Annotated in this window: 21 protein-coding genes; 9 read left to right on the top strand and 12 right to left on the bottom strand. The window is 68.0% G+C overall.

All coding sequences use genetic code 11. The features are described 5' to 3' along the window. Nucleotides 1-84 precede the first annotated feature (84 nt). The 4 genes from ACIA8L_RS00395 to ACIA8L_RS00410 all read left to right on the top strand — a co-directional run bounded on the left by ACIA8L_RS00395 (nt 85) and on the right by ACIA8L_RS00410 (nt 4675). Nucleotides 85-1686: a fibronectin type III domain-containing protein gene (locus ACIA8L_RS00395; protein ID WP_395898858.1), complete on the top strand. Its 1602-nt coding sequence runs from the start codon at nt 85-87 to the stop codon at nt 1684-1686. A gap of 76 nt (nt 1687-1762) precedes the next feature. Next, nucleotides 1763-2467, top strand: coding sequence for a CHAT domain-containing protein (locus ACIA8L_RS00400; RefSeq protein ID WP_395898860.1), 705 nt, complete (start codon nt 1763-1765; stop codon nt 2465-2467). After that, on the top strand, nt 2464-2745 hold the full coding sequence (locus ACIA8L_RS00405; RefSeq protein ID WP_395898862.1) for a hypothetical protein: 282 nt from the start codon (nt 2464-2466) through the stop codon (nt 2743-2745). Before ACIA8L_RS00400 ends, ACIA8L_RS00405 begins: the two co-directional genes overlap by 4 nt. A 226-nt stretch (nt 2746-2971) precedes the next feature. Next, the gene (locus ACIA8L_RS00410) at nt 2972-4675 is read left to right on the top strand and encodes a ricin-type beta-trefoil lectin domain protein (RefSeq protein WP_395898864.1); all 1704 of its coding nucleotides are present in this window, start codon (nt 2972-2974) and stop codon (nt 4673-4675) included. 158 nt (nt 4676-4833) lie between these two features. Here ACIA8L_RS00410 and ACIA8L_RS00415 read toward each other — a convergent pair whose 3' ends face one another. The 4 genes from ACIA8L_RS00415 to ACIA8L_RS00430 form a co-directional block, all read right to left on the bottom strand. After that, complete coding sequence (locus ACIA8L_RS00415; protein ID WP_395898866.1) at nt 4834-5499, bottom strand: response regulator; 666 nt, start codon at nt 5497-5499, stop codon at nt 4834-4836. Beyond that, nucleotides 5478-6227, bottom strand: coding sequence for a sensor histidine kinase (locus tag ACIA8L_RS00420; protein WP_395898868.1), 750 nt, complete (start codon nt 6225-6227; stop codon nt 5478-5480). The genes ACIA8L_RS00415 and ACIA8L_RS00420 overlap by 22 nt, the downstream gene beginning before the upstream one ends. Nucleotides 6228-6589: 362 nt before the next feature. Then, nucleotides 6590-6781, bottom strand: coding sequence for a hypothetical protein (locus tag ACIA8L_RS00425; protein ID WP_395898870.1), 192 nt, complete (start codon nt 6779-6781; stop codon nt 6590-6592). Between the two features lie 167 nt (nt 6782-6948). Then, nucleotides 6949-8442, bottom strand: a complete 1494-nt coding sequence (locus ACIA8L_RS00430; protein WP_395898872.1) for a putative Ig domain-containing protein — start codon at nt 8440-8442, stop codon at nt 6949-6951. Between the two features lie 238 nt (nt 8443-8680). Between ACIA8L_RS00430 and ACIA8L_RS00435 the strand changes: the two genes are divergently transcribed. Then, the gene (locus ACIA8L_RS00435) at nt 8681-9622 is read left to right on the top strand and encodes a hypothetical protein (protein WP_395898873.1); all 942 of its coding nucleotides are present in this window, start codon (nt 8681-8683) and stop codon (nt 9620-9622) included. 111 nt (nt 9623-9733) lie between these two features. On the opposite strand, the gene ACIA8L_RS00440 is transcribed toward ACIA8L_RS00435, so the two are convergent. The 3 genes from ACIA8L_RS00440 to ACIA8L_RS00450 form a co-directional block, all read right to left on the bottom strand. Continuing rightward, a complete protein-coding gene (locus ACIA8L_RS00440; protein ID WP_395898875.1) occupies nt 9734-10012 on the bottom strand; it encodes a GlsB/YeaQ/YmgE family stress response membrane protein in 279 nt (92 codons plus the stop codon). Between the two features lie 115 nt (nt 10013-10127). Beyond that, nucleotides 10128-11513 carry a class II fumarate hydratase gene (locus tag ACIA8L_RS00445; protein ID WP_395898877.1) on the bottom strand — a complete coding sequence of 462 codons (1386 nt, stop codon included), beginning with the start codon at nt 11511-11513 and terminating at the stop codon, nt 10128-10130. Nucleotides 11514-11524: 11 nt separating this feature from the next. Next, on the bottom strand, nt 11525-14455 hold the full coding sequence (locus ACIA8L_RS00450) for a BTAD domain-containing putative transcriptional regulator (protein WP_395898879.1): 2931 nt from the start codon (nt 14453-14455) through the stop codon (nt 11525-11527). Nucleotides 14456-14854: 399 nt separating this feature from the next. Between ACIA8L_RS00450 and ACIA8L_RS00455 the strand changes: the two genes are divergently transcribed. The 3 genes from ACIA8L_RS00455 (at nt 14855) to ACIA8L_RS00465 (ending at nt 16703) form a co-directional block, all read left to right on the top strand. Then, nucleotides 14855-15670, top strand: coding sequence for a hypothetical protein (locus tag ACIA8L_RS00455; protein ID WP_395898881.1), 816 nt, complete (start codon nt 14855-14857; stop codon nt 15668-15670). Nucleotides 15671-15741: 71 nt separating this feature from the next. Beyond that, nucleotides 15742-16158, top strand: a complete 417-nt coding sequence (locus tag ACIA8L_RS00460) for a hypothetical protein (RefSeq protein ID WP_395898883.1) — start codon at nt 15742-15744, stop codon at nt 16156-16158. Between the two features lie 20 nt (nt 16159-16178). Further along, nucleotides 16179-16703, top strand: a complete 525-nt coding sequence (locus tag ACIA8L_RS00465; RefSeq protein WP_395898885.1) for a hypothetical protein — start codon at nt 16179-16181, stop codon at nt 16701-16703. A 3-nt stretch (nt 16704-16706) separates the two neighbouring features. Here ACIA8L_RS00465 and ACIA8L_RS00470 read toward each other — a convergent pair whose 3' ends face one another. Continuing rightward, the gene (locus tag ACIA8L_RS00470) at nt 16707-17651 is read right to left on the bottom strand and encodes a hypothetical protein (protein ID WP_395898887.1); all 945 of its coding nucleotides are present in this window, start codon (nt 17649-17651) and stop codon (nt 16707-16709) included. Between the two features lie 181 nt (nt 17652-17832). Between ACIA8L_RS00470 and ACIA8L_RS00475 the strand changes: the two genes are divergently transcribed. Continuing rightward, nucleotides 17833-18642 carry a hypothetical protein gene (locus ACIA8L_RS00475; RefSeq protein WP_395898889.1) on the top strand — a complete coding sequence of 270 codons (810 nt, stop codon included), beginning with the start codon at nt 17833-17835 and terminating at the stop codon, nt 18640-18642. On the opposite strand, the gene ACIA8L_RS00480 is transcribed toward ACIA8L_RS00475, so the two are convergent. From ACIA8L_RS00480 to ACIA8L_RS00495, 4 genes are read right to left on the bottom strand one after another with little or no spacing between them, the layout of a single operon-like run. Next, complete coding sequence (locus ACIA8L_RS00480; protein ID WP_395898891.1) at nt 18639-20534, bottom strand: hypothetical protein; 1896 nt, start codon at nt 20532-20534, stop codon at nt 18639-18641. The genes ACIA8L_RS00475 and ACIA8L_RS00480 overlap by 4 nt on opposite strands. A 2-nt stretch (nt 20535-20536) precedes the next feature. After that, nucleotides 20537-21328 (bottom strand): endonuclease/exonuclease/phosphatase family protein, encoded by a 792-nt coding sequence (locus ACIA8L_RS00485; RefSeq protein WP_395898893.1) that lies wholly within the window; start codon nt 21326-21328, stop codon nt 20537-20539. 32 nt (nt 21329-21360) lie between these two features. Next, the gene (locus ACIA8L_RS00490; RefSeq protein WP_395898895.1) at nt 21361-22536 is read right to left on the bottom strand and encodes an McrC family protein; all 1176 of its coding nucleotides are present in this window, start codon (nt 22534-22536) and stop codon (nt 21361-21363) included. Next, entirely contained in the window at nt 22533-24707 is a 2175-nt protein-coding gene (locus ACIA8L_RS00495) for an McrB family protein (RefSeq protein WP_395898897.1), read from the bottom strand. Before ACIA8L_RS00495 ends, ACIA8L_RS00490 begins: the two co-directional genes overlap by 4 nt. Between the last annotated feature and the right edge of the window lie 17 nt (nt 24708-24724).

Below are 24724 nucleotides of genomic sequence, written 5' to 3' on the forward strand. Positions count from 1 at the left end.
GCCAGTCCGTCCTCAAGCGTTTCGATCAGCCCAACAGCGGACGACTGGCCGGCCGGCACCTGGCCGTACTGCACGACACCGGAAATGCAGTATTGCGTCGACTCCTCGAAGGCCGTCGACAGCAACGGCAACCTGCTCCAAGAGGTCAACGGCTCCGTAACCACGCTCGGTGGATACGTGAAGTCGTTCAACTGGTCGGTGACCGGCTACAGCGGCGACGGCCTGATCCGCCTGACCGTCCGCACCGGCAAGTTCATGCCCCGATACACCATGGCCTTGGCCAGTGCTCTGCACATCACGCGGGCGACGGATACCGACACCGGCGACACAACGTTGGTCATCGAGGGCCGCAACACCCAAATCGACTGGGTGACAAGCCCGATAGACCTGTTCTCGGCGTGCGTAGCCGGCCAGAACTGCGGCGACGACACCACAAGGGCCGACGCGACCGGCACCGGACTGCGCTTCATGGGCAACACGCAGGACATGGCGACGTGGGATGACGCCGAACGCCAAGCGCTGGACGGCTTCTACCTGGCCTCCGACGCCCAGGCCCGCCCGACGACCATCATGTACGGCACCTACCCCGAGCCGTACTGGTCCCTGCCGTACCTGGGCAATCCCCACCTGGACATGGACGGCACTCCGGTGCGCGGCGAGTTCAACGCATTCATGCCGGCCGCCTACTTCACCGCCACCGGCACGACCGCCCACGACGCCGCGAAGACGGGCTTCGACGTCCAGAGCACCGACCCGGATACGCAGGAAAAGACCAGCATCCCGGTAACCGTGACCGAACGAGACGGCGGCGTGATGCTCACCGTCCCGGACCTGGGCTACTCGATCCAGCAAATCACGGTCTACAACCACAAGAGCACCGCGACAACCCCGAGCGATTCCCCGACGCCGAGCGATTCCCCGACGCCGATGCCGAGTCTTTCGCCCACCCCGAGCGCGTCCCCAACACCGACGCCCAGCAAGACCACCCAGCTGACCGCCCCAACGGGAGTCTCGGCAAAGGGCGGCCCCGGCAAGATCTCGGTGGCATGGCAATCCTCCGGTACCGCCGCCACGGGCTACACCGCGACCGCCAATCCCGGCAACCACCAGTGCACCGCGACCGCCGCCCAACTGGCCTGCGACATCACCGACCTGACCGACGGCACCGCCTACACGGTCACGGTCACCGCAACGGGCCCCGGCGGCACCACCGCAACGAGCACCGAAACAACAGCCACCCCGGCCACGCCGCAGATCCCCGCCACCGTCCCGACCGGCGACGGCCCCCTGGATCGCGGCCCAGCAACGGGCCAGTCGCGCACCATCACCGTGAGCGGCGACGGCTTCGCCCCCAACTCCCCGGTCACGATCGCGATCTACTCAACTCCGGTAGCCCTGGCCACCGGCACCGCCGACGCAAACGGCCACGCCGAGCTCACGGTCGTCGTCCCGAACAACTACTCGGGCGACCACACCCTGGCCTTGGCCGGCATCGCCCCGGGCGGCGGCCCGCGCGTGCTGACCCTGGCGGTCAAGGTGGCCGCCGTCGGCGCGGCGCTCCCGGTGACCGGCAGCCCGACAATCCCCCTGGTCACGTACGGCGCGGCCCTGATCCTGCTGGGCCTGCTCCTGTCCGCCGCGGCCCCGTACATCCCGCTCGCCACCGCCCGCCACCGTCGCTTCTGACCAACGGCGAGGAGCAACAGCCGCGGCGGCAGCACGGTCCGCCTGGACGGATAGCGCCGGTCCGTCAGAGAGAGATGTGCGAATCAACAACGCGGGCCGGGATGTGTACGCCCATCAGGGCAACGGCTCCATGAACATCTACCGGGCGGCGGAGTCGCGGCCGGACCCGGTGCCGGTTCGTGAGCGAAACCAGGTCCGGGTGCTCATGCTGGCCGCGAACCCGATGAGCACAACGCGACTTCCGATCGACGAAGAGGCCCGCCAGATCGCACAACGACTGCGGATGGCGCGCGATCGTGACGACTTCGACCTGATCCCGTGTCAGGCGGTGCGCGTGACGGACCTGCTGCAGTACCTCAACCAGCATCGCCCGCACATCGTGCACTTCAGCGGCCACGGCGACCCGACCGGCGAGATCGTCCTGGCCGCCGGCGACGGCACCGACCGGCGCGTGACGGCCGAGGGATTGGCCGGCCTGTTCCGAGCGGTGGGCGGCGGGATTCGCGTCGTCGTCCTGAACGCGTGCTACTCGGCGGTGCAGGCGGCGGAGATCAGCCGGTACGTCGACTACGTGATCGGCATGAGCGCCCCGATCCCCGACGACGCCGCGACGGTCTTCGCCGGCCAGTTCTACTCCACGCTCGGCTTCGGCCACACGATCCCGCACGCCTTCGACCAGGCCTCGGCCATGCTCACCGCCTACACCAACCCCGGCCGCGAGGTCCCCCAACTCCTGGCCCGCCCGCACGCGAACCCCCATCTGACGGGAGAACCGCGATGAACCAGTACAACTACAGAAACCGAAGCAAGCGCGACCTCTACGCCCACCAGGGCACTGGCGACATGAACATCAGCCAGACGCAGTACAACCTCGGCCAAAGCCGGAAAACGCTCAACTGGACACTGCTCGTCATGGTCGTCGTCGACGTGGCGTTCTTCTTCTACGGCATGATGGCGTACACGGGCCACAACACCAGTGCCGACACCTGGCGCGCGTTCATCTTCCTGGCCCTCGTCGTCGTAACCCTCCGCCTCTTGCGGCGGCGCCTCCGCCGGTGAGGTTCTGGCGGCGCGGGCGCTGCTCGTGCCAGCCGCACCGGCGGGCAACTGCGCGGGGGATCGATCGACGCGACGGTCCTCCGCGACCGGCGCATTGCTCGCGCTGCGTAACTTAAGGCATCGATAAGAATTGTTGACATATTCGTCGCAGAACTGTAAATAAAGCTGACAGAGAGCGCTCTCACCATGGGTCCGCCGCGGTGGGGAAGCGCGAGAAAGGTCAGCTATGCGCAGGAAGCTCCAGGTGGCCCTGCTGGCCGCCATCGTCGCGGTACCGGCGTACTACGCCGTCACAACCGTCGCCGCCAACGCCACCGTCAACCCGCCCCCGGCCGGATTCACGCTCACGTGGAGTGACGACTTCAACGGCGCCAACGGCACCGGCGTCGACACGAACGTCTGGAAGTACGACACGGGACCCGGCTCGAACTTCGGTACGGGCGAGATCGAGACCATGACGAGCAGTACCGCCAACGTGCACTATGACGGCCAAGGCAATCTGCTCCTCACCGCCCTGCACAGCGGCTCCGACCCGCGGGCCGGCTGGACGTCCGGCCGGATCGAGACGCAGTCGGCCGGCTTCGGCGCGGCCCCCGGCGGCGTCATGCGCGTGGAGTCACGCCTGCAGCAGCCGAATGTGAACACTTCGAACGGCGCCGGCTACTGGCCTGCATTCTGGATGCTCGGCGCGCCACTCCGCGCCGGCGTGTCGTGGCCCGGGTCGGGCGAAATCGACATCATGGAAGACATCAACGGCCGCAGTTCCCTGTTCAGTACGCTCCACTGTGGAGTGAATCCGGGCGGCCCGTGCAACGAAAGCACCGGCCTGGGCAGCGGCGAACGCGCCTGCGGCGGCTGCCAAACCGGCTTCCACAACTACGCGGTCGAGGTGGACCGCTCGGTTTCCCCGGAGCAGATCCGCTTCTACTTCGACGGCGGCAACTTCTTCACCATCAACGCCAACCAGGTCGACGCGACCACGTGGTCGAACGCCGTGGACCACCCATTCTTCATCATTTATGACCTGGCGATCGGCGGCGGCTTCCCCGACGCATTCGGTGGCGGCCCCTACGCCTCCACGGTCTCCGGCGCATCAATGGTCATCGACTCGGTCGCCGTCTACAACAAGGGCCCGGGCGGCAGCACCGGCGGTTCAACAACCGGCAACACCATCGTCGGCCCCGGCGGCAAATGCATCGACGTCTCGGGCGACGACACCGGCGGCAACGGTACCGCCGTGCAGTTGTGGGATTGCCAAACGGGCGCGAAGGACCAGCACTGGGTCCTGAAGAACAACGGCTCGCTGCAAACCCTCGGCCGCTGCCTCGACGTGACGGGCGGCTCAACGGCCGGCGGCGCGAAGCTGCAATTGTGGGACTGCAACGGATCCGGCGCGCAGCAATGGCGCACAACGACCAACGGCACCCTGGTGAACTCGGGTTCGGGTAAGTGCCTGGACTCCCCGTCCGGCGCCACCGCCAACGGCACGCGACTGCAAATCTGGGACTGCAACGGCTCCGGCGCTCAGTCCTTTGTCTACAACGGCGGCTCGTCGAACATCGTCGGCCCCGGCGGCAAGTGCGTCGATGTCTCGGGCGACGACAACGGCACCGACGGCGCCCCCGTGCTGCTGTGGGACTGCCAGGACACGTCCAAGGATCAGAACTGGAAATGGAACGGCTCGTCGCTCACAACGCTGGGCCGCTGCCTCGACATCGCCGGCGGCGGAACGGCGAACGGCTCGCAGTTGCAAATCCACGACTGCACGGGCAACGCGGCCCAGGTCTGGGTGGACGGCGGCAACGGCACCCTGCGCAACCCGCAATCGGGCCGCTGCGTGGACTCCCCGAACGGCAACACCGCCAACGGCACGCGACTGCAAATCTGGGACTGCAACGGCAGCGGAGCACAAACCTTCCGCAAGTCGTAAGCGCCAGAACGGAAAAGCCAAAACCGAAAAAGCGAAAGCAGAAAAGCTAGGTCAGGATTCCGGGGCCGCTTCGCTCCCGCCCCGGGCAAGGGGCTCCACGCCCCCTGCACCCCTGCCACGTTGACGAAGGGCCCGCGGCACTACGGCCGCGGGCCCTTTCACGAGGCCAAACCGTTGCGATACGCGTAAGCGACCGCCTGCGCCCGATCCCGCGCCCCGGTCTTCGCGAACAAGTGGTTGATGTGCGTCTTGACGGTCGCCTCGCTGACGGTGAGCTGCGAGGCGATGTCCGCGTTCGACAGGCCGGCCGCGACCAGCTGCAACACCTCAAGCTCCCGATCGGTGAGCCCGTCAGGCGGCGGCCCTTCCCGCAGCGGCCGATCCGGCGGCAGCATCTCCAACAGCCGATTCTGCACCTCCGGCGCGAGGTCAGCCTGCCCCGAAGCCACCCGCCGCACCGCCTGCACGACCTGCTCAGCGTCAGCATCTTTGGTCAGATATCCACGAGCACCAGCCCGCAGCGCCGCCAACATCTCGGCATTCTCAGCAAACGTCGTCAGCACAACGATCTGCGTCCGCGGATACTCCTCACGGATCCGCCGAGTAGCGGTAACTCCATCACACCGAGGCATCCGCAGATCCATGAGCACAACGTCAGGATCGTGCTCAGCCACAGCCGCGACCGCCTCATCTCCGTCGCTGGCCACGGCAACCACCTCAACGCCGTCCATCAGCGTCAGCATCAACCGCATGCCATCGCGAATCACCCGCTGGTCGTCAGCGATGACCACGCGAATGGAAGTCACCTCGGAAGCGTCAGCCACACCCGAAACCCTTCACCCATAGGACCCGCGTCAAGCTTGCCCCCGAGCAGTTCAGCCCGCTCCCGAAGCCCAGCCAGCCCATACCCGGTACCGGTGTCATGCAATGTCGGCGGCGCAGTCGACCCGCTGTCACAAACCTCAACCTCAACCTGCTCCGCCGAGTACGCGAGCCGAATCCGAACCGCAGACCCAGGCGCATGCTTCCGCACATTGGTGAGCGCCTCGCGAACAGTACGCTCAACCGCCAACCCCGCCTCGGGCGTAAGCGCCTCCGCCACTCCGTCAACGGCGACTTTCGCGTGAGCATTCTGCGCCAACGCCCGAACCGCCTCGACAGTAGGCCGAGCGTCCCCACGCAACGACAGCACAGCCTGCCGCGTGTCATCGAGGCCTTCCCGGGCCAGCTTCTGCGCCTGCTCAATCTGCTGCAGCACAGCCTCCGAAGCCGCCCCCCGCCGCAAGAGCAGCCGAGCGCTCTCCAGCCCGACAATCTGGGCCGACAACGTATGGGCCAGGATGTCGTGAATCTCCCGAGCCATCCGAGCCCGCTCCGCGTACACCTGCGTCCGCGCCTCAGCTTCCTGGGTTGCTTTCTCACTGGCCAGCAACCGCTCAGCCTGATCAGCCCGCTGCCGCGAGTTCCCGATGACAACTCCGAGCACCGCAAACCCGGTACACCCGGCCAGCAACGGCACGATAGCCGAGGGATTGCGCACCTCAGCAATCAACGCCCCGGTCCCCGCGGTAACCAATGCCAGTGGCACAGCAACGACAAGCGGCAACACAGCGAGGGCCCCCGCGATAGCCACCCCAGCCGGCAACCACCCAGGCGAAGACGGGTCAACAACGTACAGCGCATGCCCACCAGCAGCCATCACCAACAGCCCAACAACAAGCCGAACGCGCTGATCCCCCCGAGCCCGCCAACTGAACACCGCCCCGCCAACCGCAACGACGGCACACACCAACGCCACCCATCGCAAATGCGCCGGCACAACGACAACAGCCGCGACGGTGTACGCGGCAGCCCCGACAACCCGCCCAACCGCCACACTCGAAGCGGTAGGCCGAAGCCGCCGAACCCACGACATCAGACCGACTCCTTCATGCCCACCATTGTCGGGCACACGCCGTGGCGGCCCACCCCCGATGATTCCTGGGCCGCCACCGCCCCGAGCCGCCCCTCATCCTGGGAGCGTCCGACCAGCACCCCGCCGAGCAGCGACTCCGCAAGAAACGGCGCAACGGAGAGCAAACTGAAAACCGGGATGAGGCTGTGCATCGGACGTCCCTTTCCGACGGGCGAGAACTTCGACGCCCAAACGCTAAGCCGCACCACCCCGCCCGCGCGTCGGCGCCAGACTTGATCCGCCCTCTCAACCCGTGGGTGGAGAAGCCCCCATCAGGTTGACCCGGATGGGCCCGGAGCATCCACCCCGGGCCTTTCCGCTACTTCGGATTACCGCCGTCCGGGCAGGTGGAGACGGTCAGGTTGACCGCCGTCCCGCCGGGCACATTCGCGCCGCCCGCCGGGTTCTGAATCTCGACGTCGCCGGGGCTGACGCAGTCGGCGTTATGTGAGATCCGCCCGACGGTCAGTCCCGCGGCATTGATGCGCGCGACCGCGTCCGCCTGGCCCCAGCCGAGCACACTCGGCACCGTGAATGCGACGGTCCACGTCACGGTCCTCGAGGCGCGCTGCCCATTGGCGTCGGTGACGGCGAACGTGACCGAACTCGTGACCGCGTTCGACCGCACCGTCCCGCCGACCCGCCCCGCGGAATCGGCGCCGAGCCCGGCCGGAAGCCCGGTGACCGACCACACATACGGCAATGTGCCACCGCTCGCGCCGGGATTGGCGGTGACCGAGGACCCGACGATGACGGTGCGGTCGCCGACGGTACCCGCGAGAATCATCGGAACCTCGCGGACGGTCCACGTGAATGTCACGCTCGTGAACTGCGCCTGCGCATCAGTGGCCTTGGCGTTCACGGTCCACGTGCCGGTCTGTCCGAATGTGCCGGTGATCAGCCCGGCTGAGTTCGCGATCAGCCCGGTCGGAAGACCGGTGATTTTCCAGGTGTACTGTCCTGAGCCCCCGGAAGCCGCGAGTTGCAGACGGGCGGTCTGGTTGAAATACCCGACCTGGCTGCCCGGCGAGCCGATGACCGGGTCGGGAAGCATGCCGTCCAGCGCGCCGACCGACACCGGATAACTGGTCCGGGCCGCGGCCTGCGTGATGCCGACGGAATAGTCGATGCCGGTCGGCAACGGCTGCCCCGCACCGACGAAAATGGTGCCGGCGTCGCCCCGATCGCCGTTGTAGGCGGTGCAGATCAACGCCACCTCCTGCCGCCCGTTGACGACCTCACCGCGGACGCCGGAGCAGCTCGGCAACAGCCGCACGAGGTTGCTCTGGTTCGCCTGGATCAGCGTCGTCCGCAACGCCGTCGTGCCGGCGTCCTGCGGCCCGTACGCCTTCGACCGGGCGGCGAGCGCGATCGGTCCGACGATGTTGAGCGCGAAACCCATCTCGTCGATGGCGGCGCTGTCGCTGGCCTGTGGAATCTTCGCCCACGCGTCCGAAACACACTGGGTGGTGTCGGCCGCGTACTGCTGCAGCCGATCCGGATTCATCGCGTTGATGTTGTTGAACTCGATGACCGCGGTGTTGGCGCAGGCCTTGATGTCCGCCGCCGCCATCCCGTCTATCTCGGCGACGATCTTGGTCTGGGATGCGGTGATCGCGTCTTTGATCTGCGCGATCGCCGAGTCGAGCGTCGTGGGGTGGTCGAAGAGGAACTGATAGACCGAGTAGGCCGTCTTGGCGTAGCCGGCGATGTCGCCGACCGAGACGGCCGAGGCCGCGAGTGGATTGGCCACCGCGCCCCCGACCGCCGCGAGGAACGCGGCGAAGAGAGCAGTACCCGTGCGCAGTTTCATGCCCCGAGCGTGTTCCAATCAGTTCCATTATCGTCTATTTCAAATGGCGCAAATAGGCGCCTGGCCAGCGATGGAGGCGCCGGCGCGGCTCCAGCTGGAGAACGATGGCGTCCTCGCCCCCGGTTCGGCGGACCGACTTTAGAACGATTTTAGAACGCCGGAAGTTCAACGCCGTATGGGCATGAATCCCGGCCGTTCGTTCGTATCTGTCCGACTTCCGAAGCCCTAGCCTGCATTGATGAGCGCCATGGAGTTCACCTGGAAAATGGTCAGCGTCCTGATCTGGCCGCTCGTCGTTGTCGCGCTCGGCATCGTCTTCCGCCGTCCGCTCGCCGTCGGCTTCCAGAAGCTCGCGGCCGGCCTGCGCACCTTCAAGGCGGCCGGTGTCGAGCTGGCCTTCGAGATGGACAACGCCTGGCAGGACGTCACCGACGTCCTGGCCCGGGTTCCCGACCAGGAAACCGCCCCGGGTGAGGTCCCGACCAACCTCGTCGACCTGTACCCGGTAGCCGCGAAGAACCCGCGCCGCGCCGTCCGGGAAGCGTTCAGGCATGTGCGCAATGCCCTGACGAAGCGCTATCCGACAACCGCCGGCGTGTCCCTGGCCGATCTACCCGACGCGTTGGACGGCCTGGTAGCGCACGGCGAGCTGACCTCCGAGGTGGAACAGGCGGTCCGCCAGGTCGCCCGAGTGCTGGCGATGATCGACCGTGTCGGCGACCAGGACGAGGCCCGCCGCCTGGCCTTCGAGTGCATCGGACTGGCCGAAAGCGCCATCCACGTCATCCTGCGGGGGACCGAGGCCCACGGTACGCCCGCGCCCGAAGCACCGAAGATCGCGGGCCGCTGGACCGGCACCTATCTGTCGTCAAAGCCCCCGATGGACATCGAGCTGCTCATCGACAAGGTGGACGGCGACCAGATCTCCGGCGAGATGCACTACCCCTCCGGCCACGTCACCCGCTCAACGATCAAGGGCCACGTCGTGGCGACGGACCGTCCGGGCTTCGTAGACACGGCCGGCTATCCCCGGATCGAGTGGCAGGAGCACGCCCGCAACCCCGCCGCCGTGGATGTCGAAGGCACGTATCGTGCCGTCATCATCGGCAACCGCCTCATCGGCGATTGGCGTAAAGGCGAGCGCCTGGTCGGCGCCATCCACCTTGAGCGGAAACCATAAGGGCGGCCATGGGAGCGCCATGGTGCCGGAAACGCGCTGCGGTCCCCGACCATGATGGCCGGGGACCGCGGTAATGCTTTGCTACGTGCTGATCAGGCAGGGGCCTGAGGTCTAGAGGGCGCGGCGGCCGCGGCCCATGACGGCGACCGTGATGGCCACGCCGACGGCGGCGACGAGGACCTGGACGAGCAGCTCGCCCCAGTCGACGCCCGGGGTGTCGGTGGACACGCCGATGGCGTTGGCGATGGCGGTCCCGATCAGCGCGGCGACAACGCCGATGACCATGGTGAGCCAGATCGGAATGTTCTGGCGACCCGGGACGACCAGCCGCCCCAGCGCGCCGATGATCAGACCGACGATCAGCGCGGTGATGATTCCGGTGACGGTCACGAGTTCCTCCTGAAGTCCATCCAGCAGCGTGGTTCCGCCGCCACTTCAGGTCTGCCCGACTCGGCCGTCCGTCAAACGCTCTCTTTTGCGCAGTCTGTTCGGCGGTCTGCCGCGATCAGTGCGGATTGGCCATGCCGAGCAGGTCGAGGGCCTCGTCCAGCTGCTGTTCGGTGAGGGTCCCGCGCTCCACGTGGCCGCGGGAGAGGACGACCTCGCGAATGGTGCGGTCCTCCTTCAGGGCCTGCTTGGCGACCGCGGCGGCCTCCTCATAGCCGAGGTACCGGTTCAGCGGCGTCACGATCGACGGCGAGCCGGCCGCGTACCCCTGCAAGACCTCCCGATTCGCCGCGAGGTTCACGACACACCGCTCCTCGAACAGCCGCGACACGTTGGCCAGCAGCCGGATCGACTCCAGCAGATTGCGGGAGATCACCGGGAGCATCACGTTGAGCTCGAAGTCCCCCTGCGACCCCGAGAACGCCACCGCCGCGTCATTCCCGATGACCTGGGCGACGACCTGCCGAATGGCCTCGGGAATGACCGGGTTCACCTTCCCCGGCATGATCGACGACCCCGGCTGCAGGTCGGGAATGGCGAGCTCCCGGAGCCCGGCCCGAGGCCCGGACCCCATCCACCGAATGTCATTGGCGATCTTGTACAGCCCGACGGCGATCGTCCGGATGACTCCAGAAGCCTCGACGAGGGAGTCGCGGGCCCCTTGAGCCTCGAAGTGATTACGAGCCTCGGTCAACGGCAGCGACGTCGTCTCCGCCAGCAGCGCGATCACCCGAGACGCGAACCCGGCCGGCGTGTTCAGCCCCGTCCCGACCGCGGTCCCACCCAACGGCAGCTCAGCCACCCGAGGCAGAACCGCCGAGATCCGTTCCACCCCATACCGAACCTGAGCCGCATACCCGGAGAACTCCTGTCCGAGCGTGACGGGCGTCGCGTCCATGAGATGCGTGCGCCCGGACTTCACGAACGACGCGAACTCCGAGGCCTTGCGATCGAGCGCCGCGGCCAGCGACGAAAGCGCCGGCGTGAGCGTATGCGCAAGCTCGGATGCGACGGCGATGTGGATGGCGGACGGGAAGACGTCGTTCGACGACTGCGACGCGTTCACATGGTCGTTCGGATGCACGTCCGCAGACAGGGCGCGCGAAGCGAGCGTCGCGATGACCTCGTTGACGTTCATGTTGGACGACGTGCCGGAGCCGGTCTGGAAGACGTCGATCGGGAACTGGTCGGCGTGCTCCCCGTCCGCGACCGTACGAGCGGCGTCCGCAATCGCCTCCGAAATGTCCGATTCAATCACACCGAGCGACCCATTCACCGCCGCCGCCGCGGCCTTGATCGAGGCCAGCGAACGGATCAGCGAGGCCTCGAGACGCAGGCCGGAGATAGGAAAGTTCTCCACCGCGCGCTGCGTCTGCGCCCGCCACAGGGCGGCGGCGGGGACGCGAACCTCGCCCATGGTGTCGTGCTCGATGCGGTACTCCATAAATCCACTATTCAACGAGAGAGCGCTGTCAGGTCCTGTGCGCCGAGAGATGTGAACAGCGCAACAGCCTCGTCCGCCCGCCCGAGCCCGAAGAGCGCGCGCGCCTGCTCGTACCGATCACCGATCCGCGAAGCCTTCGCGAACGCCTCTTTGTTGAGCCAGTCCGCCTCCTGCGCACGCCCGAGCGCGCGCAGCGTCAACGCGAGGTCGTTCGCGGCCAAACACTGCCCGGAAACGTCCGCCACCCGCTCCATCTGATCGCGCGCGACCCGCTGACACGTCTCAGCATCGGCCAGCCGCCCCTGAAGCCGATAAGCGGTCCCCAGCTTGCTCAACGTCTCCGCGGCCCCGTACTGATTCACCGAGTCCCGCTTCAGCACCAACGCCCGCTGCAACAAAGCCGTGGCCACCGAAAGATGCCCAAGGTGCAGGTGCACAAGGCCCAGCTCGCCAAGGCTGATCGAGAACGGCCGAATCCCGCCGATCCGCCGAGCGACAGCCAGCGCCCGCCGATTAGCCCCCAAGGCCTGCACGTAGTTACCGGCCTGTGTATGCACCAGCGCGACCGTGCTCTCGAGCTTGAACTCCAGGCTGGGCGGCATCTCCGGCAACCGAACCAGCGCCGCCGCCTCAGCCGAAGCAATCGCCTCCGGATACTGCCCGAGCCGGCTGTGCAGCATCGCGAGGTTCGTAAGCGCCGTACCAACCAGCCGCGGCAGATTCTCCCGCTCAGCGATGCGAATCACCGTCTGCAGCGTGGCCAGAGCGTCCGTGAGCCGCCCCATCCGGAAGTACACCGCGGCCAGATAATTTCGCGATTCGGCTTCAAGTTCGGCGTCCGCCAACACGATGGCCGCCGCAATCGCCCGCTCGTACAGGTCGAGCTGGTGCTCACCAAACCCGAACCCGAACAGGAACGGCGACACGGCACGAGTGAGCATGCACGTGTGCCGATGGTGCCCGGCCTCGGCGGCGAGACGAGACACGCTGAGCACGTTCGGCAGCTCCCGCTCCAGCCACCGCCGCGCCTCCGGCGGAGCCGCGAAATCAAGCGCCGTCGGCGGCGGATTGTCCAGCCGCAGCAACGACTTCGCGTCCGACAACTCCATGAACTTCGTCGCGCTCACCACGGAGTACAAATAATGGTCGAGCAATCGAAGCAACGACTGACTGTCGTCCTGCGAAAGCTGCGCGGCGTAATCCCGCAACAGGTCATGCAGCCGATACCGCCCAGCCGCCGGCGCCTCGACCAAATGCACATCGACCAGGTCCTCCAGCAGCGCCTCCGCCTCCGGCACCTTCAACCCGGCCAACGCGGCCGCCGCAGCCGGCTCGAAATCCCCCGAGGGATGCAAACCCAAAACCGCAAAAAGCTGCTGCAGTGGTACTGCCAATTGCTGATACGACAACGAAAACGCCGCCGCCACCGTCCGCCCATCGACCGCGAGCTCCGGCAGCCGCCGGTCAGCGGTGCGCAGCCGCAAAGCCAGATCCGACACACTCCACCCAGGCCGATGCTGCAACCGGGCCCCGGCCAGGCGAACCGCCAGCGGCAACCGCCCACACAGTTCGGCAACTTCCTCCGTGCACGCCGGATCGGCATATGCGCGTTCGCCCACGGTCCGCCGCAGCAGCTCGACCGCATCCTCGAGCGGCAAGACATCAAGCGACACCGTCTGCGCACCATCAAGCCCGGCCAGCCGACGGCGACTGGTGATAACGACACCGGTGTGCGCAGTACCCGGCAGCATCGGCAAAACCTGCGCAGTGTCCAGCGCGTTGTCGAGCAACACGAGCACCTGACGATCGGCCAGCTCCGTGCGCCACAGCACGGCGCGATCATCAAGCCCCGGCGGCACCCGCTCCGCCGGCACCCCCAACTGCCGCAGCAGTGCCCCGAGCGCCTCACCCGGGTCCAGCGGCGACCGATCGCTGTGACCGCGCAGATCGAGGTACAGCTGCCCGTCCGGGTACCGCTCGCTCGCCGCGTGCGCGACCCGCACCGCGAGCGACGTCTTCCCCGTCCCGGCCATCCCGTCGATCGCGATCACCTCGGGCCGCTCCGCCCGCAGCGTCCCGACGAGCCGCTGCACGAGGTCGGCCCGCCCGGAGAAGTCGGCGACATCGCGGGGCAGGCACCGGGCCGCCCGCCGCCCGAGGGTCCGCGGGGCCTGGGGGAGCAGCAGTGCGGCGTCACCGTTGAGGATGCGCCGGTGCAGGTCGGCGAGCTCGGCCCCCGGCTCGATGCCCAGCTCCTCGGCCAGCAGCGCCCGCCCGCGGCGGAACACGGCGAGCGCGTCCGCGCGCCGGCCCGTGCGAGCAAGGGCGGTCATGAGATGGCCGCGGAACTGCTCGTGGTGCGGGAACCGTTCGACCAGGTCCGCGACCTCGGCCAGGATCTCCTCGGCCAGGTCCAGCTGCAGTTCGAGATCGAGACAGAGCGCCATCGCGGCCGTCCACTGCTCGTCCAAGTGCGCAGCCGCAGCCCGAACCACGTCGGAGTCGACATCAGTGAGCGGCCGCCCGCGCCACAATGCGAGCGCTTCACGCAGGTCGTCGCGGCCCCCGGCGAGATCACCGTCCGCGGCGGCGGCCCGCCCCCGCTCGACCAGGGTCGCGAAGAGCGCGGCGTCGAGATCTTCCGCCCCGACCTTGATCCGGTACCCGGCCGGCTCGGTCACCACCAGGTCCTCCGGCAGGCCGGCCCGCCGCAGCACCTGCCGCAGCCGCGACACGCAGCTGTGCACCTGGGCCCGCGCGGTCAGTGGCGGGTTGGTGTCCCAGAGCGCGGTGATGACCTGCTGTACCGGTACGAGCTGCCCCTCCCGCAGGAGCAGCAGCGCCAGCAGGACCCGCTCCCGCGGGGCCGCGACCGTGATCGCCGCGTCCGGTGTGTGGATCTGCACCGGACCAAGGATCGAAAAACGGGTCGTATCGCGCATCATCACCCTCTGTGCGTCGCCGCCTCCCCCTCGAAGACGCAAGCCAATATCTCCTTGATGGTAGTCAGATGAGAGCGACGAAAGAGTGGGGGCGGCGACCCTTTTTCACTGGAGCGCATGCGCGTGCCGGAATGCGCCCAGGTCCGGCCTTACTCAGTCAAGGCCGGTGCACTGGGCGAACGGGGATATTCCGGACCGAGCAGGCGAATCATTTGATGCGGGGCTGCGCCCAATGACGTGTGTAGCCCCCAAATCACCAGTTAAGCGGGAGCACTTCGTGCCGCCGACTTAACGGACTTGTCGCCCGACGGGGTATAGGCCAAGTTTGGGCGATTCAAGAGCTTTCTCCGGGCATCTGCGGCGTCGAGGGGGCGTCGCAGATGCCGTACGTTCACCCAGGTGCGACCCTTGCATCCGTCCGCCGTCCCGCCCGAGATGATCGAGCGCGCCACCGAGCGCCGCGAGTCGGGCGACTGGCGCGGAGCCTGCGCGGCCGCCTATGTGAGCCCGATCGTCGACCTGAAGGACCTGCGCCGCGTTCACGGCACCACCTTCGCCGAAACGGTCGAGTTGGATTTACGCCACTTAATACCAGACCTGCTGCGTTGGTACCTCCCCAGGAATCCGGTCACCGGACTGTTGCACCCGCACATGTGGTACCCGCTGTCGCGCATCAACGAGCACTACGCGCTGCACGCCTACACCCCACCACTGCACGAACCCCAGCGCATTCAGGTGCGGGTCGAGCAACTGGGCGCCCCACGCCCGAACCGGGACGACACCCTCCTGCTGTTGCCCGATCGTTGGGATTCCAGGTGTACAGCCAATCTGCTCACCCGCTGCGGAGGCCCCAACTTCCTGACGTCGGAGCCGCTCCTGCTGGACGAAACCGGCCGTCACACGGACGCGTGGCAGGCCGCCGGCTACAACCTGCAAGTCGAGCTCTTCGACACCCGCCGCCCCCAAGACCAAATCGACCCGGCCGCGTTCACGGACCCGACCCGCCGCCGCCGGGCCGTGGAGCAGTCCCTGTCCTGGCTACGCCCGGCCTTCGCCTACCTCCCCGAAGCCGCCGCCCAATACGGGGGCCTGGTCCGCATAGACGTACGCGGCCGCCGCCTGATCCTGGACACCAACCAACGAACTGTCCGCCTGCTGCCGCGCCCCCGTACTACCGCGAAGACGACCTCTCCCAACTCCCGCAGCTGCCCCTGATCCAGGCCAGACGCCCAGCCGAGCTCACATCGCTGCTACGCGGCGACCTCTCGCCGGACGACCTCCACCCGGTGACCTACCAAACCCTGTTCCCGGGCCGCTCAGGCCCACACCGCCCACCCCGCAAACCATTGCGCGCCAAGGTCAAAATCCGCTGCGGCACGACAACCCACATCGTCGAGATGCGCGACAACCAGATCGTCATCCCGCACACCGAAGACGAGATCGCCCGCGAACGCCTCCTGATCCTCATGGGCGGCGCCCGCATCGGCTGCCTGTCCGCCGTGGACGGCTGGACCGACCACCGAGTCCCGCTACCCGCCCCCATGCGCCGCCTACGCGACGAGGTAGCCCTCCTGGCCACACACGGCGACACCTGGGCGTTGGACGAGGCCATCAGCAACGGCCTGGACCCGAACCTCCGCAACTTCCGCGGCAGGACCCTCCGCACCCTCCTAGAGTGGGCCCGCCCGTCCGAGCCGTTCTGACTCCAAGGAGGTCCCCGCCCGTGGACCGAGACCCGGCGAACCTGACCGAGCTGGTCGACGCTCTGCGCACGGCCGGCCGCAACGGCGAGGCGATCGACTGGGCGCGGCGAGCCCTCAAAGCCAAGGCCGGCAGGCCGCACACGGAGCAGCTGCGCCAACGCGTCGCCGACCAGCCCGCGTACGTCCCCGAGCTGGTCGACGTCCTGACCGCGACCGGCGCCCACGACGAGGCCTGGCAAGCCGCCACCACGGCCCCGAACCACCTCGGCCGTCCCGGCTGGATCGCCCTGCTCGAAAAGCGCCGGACCACCAACCCAGCCGACGTGATCGAGCCCTACCAGCAGCTGATCGAGACGCAGGTGAACGACAACGGCGACAAACACCGCTACCGCCGCGCAGTACTGCTCCTAGCGTCCCTGCAAGAGGCCTGCCAGGCCGCCGGCCAGCAGAACCGCTTCACCGCCTACCTGACCGACTTCCGCGACCGCCACCGCCGCCGCCCAACCTTGATCAAAACCCTCGACAGCGCCGGCTTCCACCCGTAGAGGTCAGGCGCGGCGGGACCTTCTGGCCTGGACCCGGGCGGTGGCGGGGGTGCCGTGGGAGATCGCGGCGCGCAGGATCAGTTGCAGGCGGCGCGGTGGGCGGACGGGTAATTCCTCCAGTTGGGGGATGCGAATGAACTCGGACGGCAGGGTGGGCAGGGCGTTGCCGACCAGCCGGGCGACCATCGCGCCGGCCCCGTTGGGCGCGTCCGGGTTGAGCCAGCGCAACGTGCGCAGCGGCTCGCGGGTGCGGCGGCCCGGGGGTTCTTCGGCGTCGGTCAGGAGTAGGCAGCGCTCGCCGGCCGGGATGAGTTCGCCGTCCAGCAGCACCGACTGGGTTGTGGTGCGCAGCCAGCCGATCACGCCGGGGCCGTTGGCCAGCGCCGTCTCCACGAGCTGAGCGCGGTCCGGGCCCGGGTCGTCGAGCGAGGCGTCGAGCAGAGCCGGCAGCAGCATCGTCGTCGCGTCCCACACCGCCGCGGTCAGCGCGGTGACCAGGGACGCTACGGACTCGAGGGAGACGCGGCCCTGCCCGAGTCCGCGCCAGAACAGGAGCTCGTCCAGCACGGTCTCTGGCCTGGCCAACGAGCGCTTATGAACAAGGCCGAGGATCAGGGAGTACAACTGCGGCAATGGCTCTTGGGGCTTGATCTTGCGTAGTGCTGGCGCCGGGAGGCCGATCACGTCGGCGATGACCTCGGGGATGAGCGCGTCGATCGGATGTTGACGGGCCTGGGTGGCGATTCGTGCGCCCCACATCAGGTGGGCCTGCGCGGGTGTGCTCGGCCAGACGAGGCGGAGGAGTTCGCGGACGCGGGCGTCGAGGTCGGAGCCGGGCGGGCCGGCGAAGGTCAGCGGGTCGCAGAAGGCCTGGCCCACCGCGGCGTCGCCGGCGATGATGCGCAGGTCAGCGGCGCCGCTCACGTTCGCGACCGGGTTGAACAGCACTGGCGAAACCTCCCGCGACGGTTCTGAGCCGACTCCCCAACCCTACCCGTTTTCGAACGCCTGTACGAACAAAATTCGGCATGGATTCATGCGTTCATGCATCTGTTCAGGTCTATGGCATGGGGTAACACGCGTGTGACGCTGGGTGTTCGTGACTGAAACTGAAGGTCGGTGATGCAGCGTGGCTACCGGTCGTCACAACGACAGTTGCTCGAACGGGCAAAGACATGCCTGCCACTGCGGCAGCTGCGGCGGATCCTTGCACGGATGGCGCGCATGGCTCGATCTGGCCATCGGGCCGAACGCCGAACGGACGCAGCGGTGGAACCGGCGGGACCGGGTGCTCGAACGAGTGCCTGCACAGCGGTCCTTGCGGCGCAATCAGCGCAACCGCGAGATCGTCGGTGACTTGGCAAGAATTGACATCAGCGGCTGGCTCTCCGTCGAGGGCCGCCGGACCCGCCTGGCCAACGTTGCCGAGCCCGCGGTGGCCCGGCCGACGGTGACGGAGCAGGTGGAGGCCCTGGCCGAGGGGCTGGCCCGGGCGCCGTGGGAGCGGATCACGGCCGAGCTGGCGGACCCGGCCGGCATCGGCCGCGAGTTCGCCGACCACGGCTGGTGCGACCTGCTGGTGGGCTTGGTGCGTGGCGCCGAGGCGACCGGGCGCCTGGACGACGGTGTGCGCAAATGGATGCAGAGTGCGCTGGTCTGTTCGTCGCGGGCGCAGTACCGCCCAAAAGTCGACAAGGCGATCGCCGACCTCGTCGCCGCACACGTGTGGAAAGCCCTTGCCTCCGCCTTGCCGGAGCGCTATCCGTGGCTCACCGGTCGTACCGGCGAGCGCGAACTGCGGTCCCTGCGCGTGCTCGCGGTGTTCATGTGCCCCGCGCCCGAGGCACATGTCGAAGTCCGCGAGCACGCACTGGGCCCCGCGATCGGCATGGTGAGCGAGCCGACAAGGGAGCGGCTCAACCAGGTCCTGGGCTTTTAGACGCCGATTTGGTACGCCCTGAGGACCGTCTGCCGCACAGCGTTCCCGGCTTCATCGGAGGCCGTCGCGCGCAATGACGCGTAGCCGCGCGCCGGATGCTGCACCGTGACCAGCCATCCGGCGCCGGCGCGCGCGATGTTCGCGGCCTTCCATGTGCGCCCGTCGTCGTACGAGATGTCCACCTGCACGTTCGTGCACCGCGGCGCAACGAACACCGGAAACGTGAACGTGCGCCCGCCGGGTGCGCGGTTGTGCAGGTCGAGCTTCGGATCGAAACGCGCAGTGAGCAGCGGTAGGGTTTTACCTTCGTCCGCTGCGCTCGAACGGAACGTCCACTCGGCGCTCACCGACGTCGACAGCGGCCACCAGTCGGCGGCGCGGTGCACGTCGGCGGTCAGGCGATACTGCGCGATCTCGTCCGGTACCGCGATCCGGGCCGCGTTCGGTGCGTCGACGGTGTCCACGAGTGTTCCGTTGCGGTAGAGACTGATCGTTCCGCTGTCCACACCGGGCACCGGCGTGCGCGGGCGGCCGGCGGAGTCGCCGAACATCGGCAGGACGACGTCCATCGCGCCGTTCTTGCGCCAGGCCCACGGTCGCTCGCCGTCTTCTCTGGTCCTGGTCGTGCCGCGGAAGGTCGGGCCGATCACCGCCTTGTCCCAGTCGACGCGCGGATTGGTGCCGGCCTGGAGCGTGCGGACCTCCTGAAGGGCACCGCTGGGGTTGCCGTAGCCACTCGACGTCAGCGTCCAAGTACCCGGGGTGAAGTACTCCACCCGCTCCTGCGGGACCGCGGTACCGTTGCTGAAGACCACGCGGAGCGTCGTGCCGAAGAACGGGACGGACGCGCTCAGGAACCGGGCCGCGTTCGGGGCGTTGTCGTAGTACGCCGTCGGGACCGCGGCCAGGTCGGCGATGCGCGGCTTGAAGACTTGATCGCCGGAGATCTGCTTCGTGGTGCCGTATGCCAGCTCGTAGCGCGTGGAGGTGGTCGGACGGCTGGAGTACCAAAGCGGCATCCGGCTCTTCTTGACGCTCTCGACGAACCGCTCGGCTGTCGGCCCGCTCGCGACCATCGTCGGCAGTGCCGGCTCTTCCGCGAGCTCGTCCTCGCCGTTGATCACGACAAGCCGTGCCCCCGCGGCTTTGGCGGCGGCCAGGCTCGCGACCGGCGACTCCAGCACCACAGCCTTGTCCCGGACGTCGACCTTGGCCAGCTCCTCGGCGGTGCCGTGTCCGCCATAGACCGCGGTGAGCTTCCCTTCCCCGGCCGGCGGTTGCGAGTTGGTGAGCCAGTCGACCCGCACCTCGGCGCCACCGGCGAAGAGCTCGAGCTTCGGCTCCGAGGCCGAGCGCGCCTGCCCGAACGCGTAGCTGTCGGCCGCGACACCGGGCACCGTCGCCGCGAAGACCTGGTTGAACCGGGGGTCGACCTCCTGGAAGTCCGCGAACGTGTACGGCGCGCCTTTGACCTGCGTGAACACCAGCACGTTCCAGCCGCCGCCACGGGCCCGCGGGTCCGGCGCGGTGATCGACACCGGCCGCCCGATCCGCGCGTCCAACGTCTGCGCTCGGTCACGGTCGAGCCGCAGCTCAGGATTCGAGATGAAGCTGTAGCTGTCCTCCAGCCCGGCGCGTTTGGTCTGGATGCTGGCGTGCACGGCGTATCGCCCGGCCGGCAACCGAACGGTCCCGGCGTCGCCCCAGTACTGGATGTCGGCGTTGTCGAGGTTGTAGATCCGCAGGCTGGGAGAGTCCCCGGCCGCCGCCGGCCGCCCGTCCCGATCGATCAACGTGACGGTCAGGTCGTACTGGGCTTCGGCGGCAAGGGCTGCGGGCATGGCCCCGACGAGCAGGGCGAGACACACGGCCGCAAATAGCAGTCTTCGCATATCTAGATCTCTGCGCGCACCTCGATTCGCGTTCGCGCGACGACCGGCAGATGATCACTCCCGGTGGCCCGCAGCGCCCAGAGAGCGGTGACTTCCCCACCCCGAACCATGACCTGATCGATCCGCCCGACGGGAAACTTCGCCGGAAAACTCCAGGCAAACCCGGTGCGCGCGGTCGACATCAGCCGCGTGATCGGCCCCAGCCCATGATCGTCAACGGTCCCGTTGAAGTCCCCGATGAGCACCACCGCCCCCCGCTCCCGGCGAAGCATCTCCCCAAGCTGTGCCGCACTATCATCCCGCCAAACGGTGTCGAATCCACTCAGCTTCAAGCGAACAGACGGTAGGTGTACAACGTAGATCACCACCCCCCGGACAACCGCCCGAAGCCCCCGCCGCCACTCCGCCTCCAGCCCTCGAGGCTTGATGTCCACGGCCGAAGCCTCCTCGATCGGGTACCGCGACCAAAGCCCAACCGTCCCGAACACCGCCCGATACCGAAGCGGAACATCAATCTCTCGGGTGACCTCTTCAAGCCCGACGAGATCCGGCTCAGCCTCCATGAGCACCCGCACGGTCCCAGCCGGGTCAGCATTCTCATCGCTGAAGTTGTGCTGCACCACCACAAAATCCGCCGCCCGCGAGTCGGCCGGCAGTAGGCCCCCACCAAAGGCGTGCAGCCAGAAGCCACCGCTCAAGGCAAAAGCCAAGAAGGCTGCTTTGGTACGGGTCCAAACCGCGATTCCGAACAGGACCACGACACCGAGCCAGGTCCACGGCAGGAAGTTCTGCATCAAGCTGACCACAGCCCAACAGACGCGCGACCCTACCCAGCCGTTGACAACGCCGCCGCCAGCCCCTGAATCTGCTGCCGCAGCTCACCAATCGACGCACCGAGGTTCAGCCCGTGCGCGACAACGCGGACGCCACCGACGATTTCGTACGCCTGCCAGGGCCGATGAGCCGTCGCGTAGACAAGATGCCCTTCGGACAGGCCGAGGGCGGTGCAATAGGCCAGCATCTGGTACACGTCCGCATTCGGCGGCGATCCGTTGTCGGTCCGCTTGTACTTCGCATCCGCCACCGCCAGGCAACGCCGCTCCCGCCACCAGGAGATGTCGGGGCTCATGCGGATATGACCACCGGCGTCGAGATGCACGGGCCGTTCCGCAACGACTTCCCCGGCGGCCAGTTCGTGGCGCAGTACCGCGGTCAGCCAGTCCTGGAAGGCGAGGTTGAGGTCGAACGCGAAGCCACTCGCCCGCGTATCACCGCCGGCGTGCTCAACACCGTGACCGGACAGCACCAGCCGGGCGAGGCGCAGGGCCGGGCCGTACCGGGCGGTGAGCCGGTTCGAGGTGACCGGCGGCAGCGGAGCGCCGGTCGGGAGCCGCGACACGTCGGCGAGCGCCTGGGCCAGGCGATGGAGGCCGCGCCGGGCCGTGGCCGGCACGCCGGGCGTCCGCTGGAGCCGCTCGATGGCGGCCCGCAGGATCTGGTTCTCCGCGATGTCGATCGAGTAGTCGTCGTACCGGACCTCGAGGGGCAACGCGCGCCCGAGCCGGCTCCGCAGCTGGTCACCCTCGCGGAGCCGCCCCCGCAGCTGCGGCAGCGCCTCTTCGACGACGCGGTACCCCTGCAGCACCCCCGGCGCGAGGGCCCGCGACGTCGCCGCGGTGAACGCGACCGCGATCGCCGGCACGAACTCGTCCTCGGCGGCGAGGTCGGCGGGGTCGTCGCGCCAGCCCCGGTCGTCGCGGGCATGGCTGAGCAGCCAGAGCAGGCGGCGGATCGGCAGCTTGGGCCGCACCACCAGTTCAACCGGTCCGGCCGCGGTGGGCACCTGGAGCCGGCCCACGATCGAGCGCGAAGTCAGTCGAAGCCGCTCGCCGAGGTCGAGCGTGGCGTCGACGAGTCCGGTCGCGGCCAGAGCCGGACCCAGCCCGGCGTCCTCCCGGCCGAACACGGCGGTCGCGTACTCGCCGAGCTCGAACCGCCTCACCCCGCGTCGCCGCCCGCGTTCAGCCGCCGGCGGAGCGCTTCGATTCCATAGTGAGCGCGGACATCCACGCCGTCGCCGAGGTGGCGCTCTTCCAGAAGCGGCTCAATGGCAGTACGCCAAATCCGGGCCAAACCACGCTCGTCAGCGACCCGCAGGTTCATCAGATATGACGGGCCGACGGCGGCGTCCCGATCGCCGATGGCCCGGTTGAGTTCGTCGAGCAGATCGGCGCGATCCTCCGGCAACTGGTGCGCGCGCAACCAGCGGCGCAACATGTCGCGCAGCGGCGGCTCACCCGGGAACAGCCCCTGGAACAGGAACCGCCGCCGCATGGCCGCATCGACGAGCGCGATGCTGCGATCGGCCGTGTTCATCGTGCCGATGATGTACACGTTCGGGGGAAGCTCGAAGTCCTCGTCCGGCGAGTATTGCAGCTGAATACGCCGGTCACGGTACTCCAACAGGAAGTACAACTCCCCGAAGACCTTGGCGAGATTGGCCCGATTGATCTCGTCGATGATGAGGATGAACGGCTGCGCCGGCTCCTCCTTGGCGTCGAGCACGAGCCGCTTGAGCGGCCCGGGTTCGAGCGAGAACGCGATGCCGCCGGACTGATCGCCACGCGTCGGCCGGAAGCCCTCGAAGAAGTCCTCGTAGGCGTACGAGGGATGAAACTGCACCAGCCGATAGGCGTTGTCGGCCTCGCCGGTCAGGAACTGCGCCAGCTCATACGCCAGATACGTCTTTCCGGTTCCCGGCGGCCCGTACAGGATGATCTGCTTCTTCTCCCGGAGCAGGTCGACGGTCTCGGCCAGCCACTCCAGGTCGAGGAGCAGCCGCTCGGCCAACGCGGGCGTGGGCTCGCGCAGTTCCACCTCGTCCACGGGCTCCGCTTCGCGATCCAGGTCGCCGGCGACCAGCGCCTCGAATTCACCGGTCGCGATGCCCAAATCCGTAATCGTCAGCTGGCCGGCCAGCTTATTGCGAGCGGCCGCGGACAGCTTGTCGCGGGGGATCGGCGCGTCCGGATTGGCCCAAACGACCGTCCGGCGCCGGTTCGAGACGCGTCCAGGGGAGTCGAACCAGGTGACGGGCCCGGTCACGGTACCCACGTAAAAGCCCTTCCAATCGACCGTTACGACCAGATCTCCTTCGCGGATGCGGTTGAGGAATCGGTCGAGCACACCCACCCGCCCACCCCGCTGCGCCGCCGACAGTCCCGGCGTCGCCGCCTGCAGCCGCTCGTCCAGCTCGGCCCTGGTCAGGCCCGGCTCAACCGCCGGCAGCTCCGGGAACGCGATCGAGCAGAAGCCTTCGCGCAGCCACTGGCCGATGAGGTTCTGTCCGTGGACCTTGGCCCCGCGCACGAGCCAGCCCGACCGGGGTGCTTCGTCCTTTTCAACAGCGTCGGGGGTATCGCGCCATTGCCCGACATATGGCGGCGCGTAGAACCGCACCGGCGTGCCGTCGCGTTCGCTGAGCACGTGCCAAATGTCAGCGAGGTCGCGCTCCTGGTCTCCGCTCGACTGCGGCAGCTCATTGGCGAACGCGGCCACGATCTGCGCCTTGTGCCGCCGCGACACGATCGCCGGAAAGGTCTCCGGAAACGCGAGGTTGAGCAGGATGTTGCGCTGGCTGTAGGCACTGCCCACGGCGACCGATTCGGCGATCTGGCGGAACTCCCACGGGTCGGCAAGCGCCGCGGCCGGCCGGTCGGCCGGCAAATGCTTCCAGTGATGGACGAACCGCACCAAGTAGGCGATCTGCCGGGCCCGCTGGGTCATATACGCCGCGCCGGCTCGAACGAGGCCCGAGTCCAGCACTACGTCGAGGTCGGCGGGCACTTTGACTGGCAATGGCAGCATGTCGAGCGCGCTTGCGACCAACGCTCGCTTGGCCGCGCCGCCGATGTCGCGGGGCAGCAGCAGATGAAGGTAGAACAGTTCGGCCATGAGCTGGATCGCGTCCGGGCCAAGACCGTAGAGCTGGGCTTTCAGCTTTGTTTCGAAGCTGCCGTGCGCGGTGTCGGGCTGTCCGGCCAGGGCGGTGTGGAGCGCGTCGGCCGCGGCTGCGGTCCATACAGGCTGGCCCGGTGTGAAGGCGGAGCCGTCGGCGGCCAGACCGGCCTGCAGCACCTTGCGGGCGGCGGCGTATACCGGTTCCTCGTCCAAGGTCGCTCCGTTCGGGT

The sequence above is a fragment of the Dactylosporangium sp. NPDC051541 genome (assembly GCF_044454505.1).
GTDB lineage: Bacteria > Actinomycetota > Actinomycetes > Mycobacteriales > Micromonosporaceae > Dactylosporangium.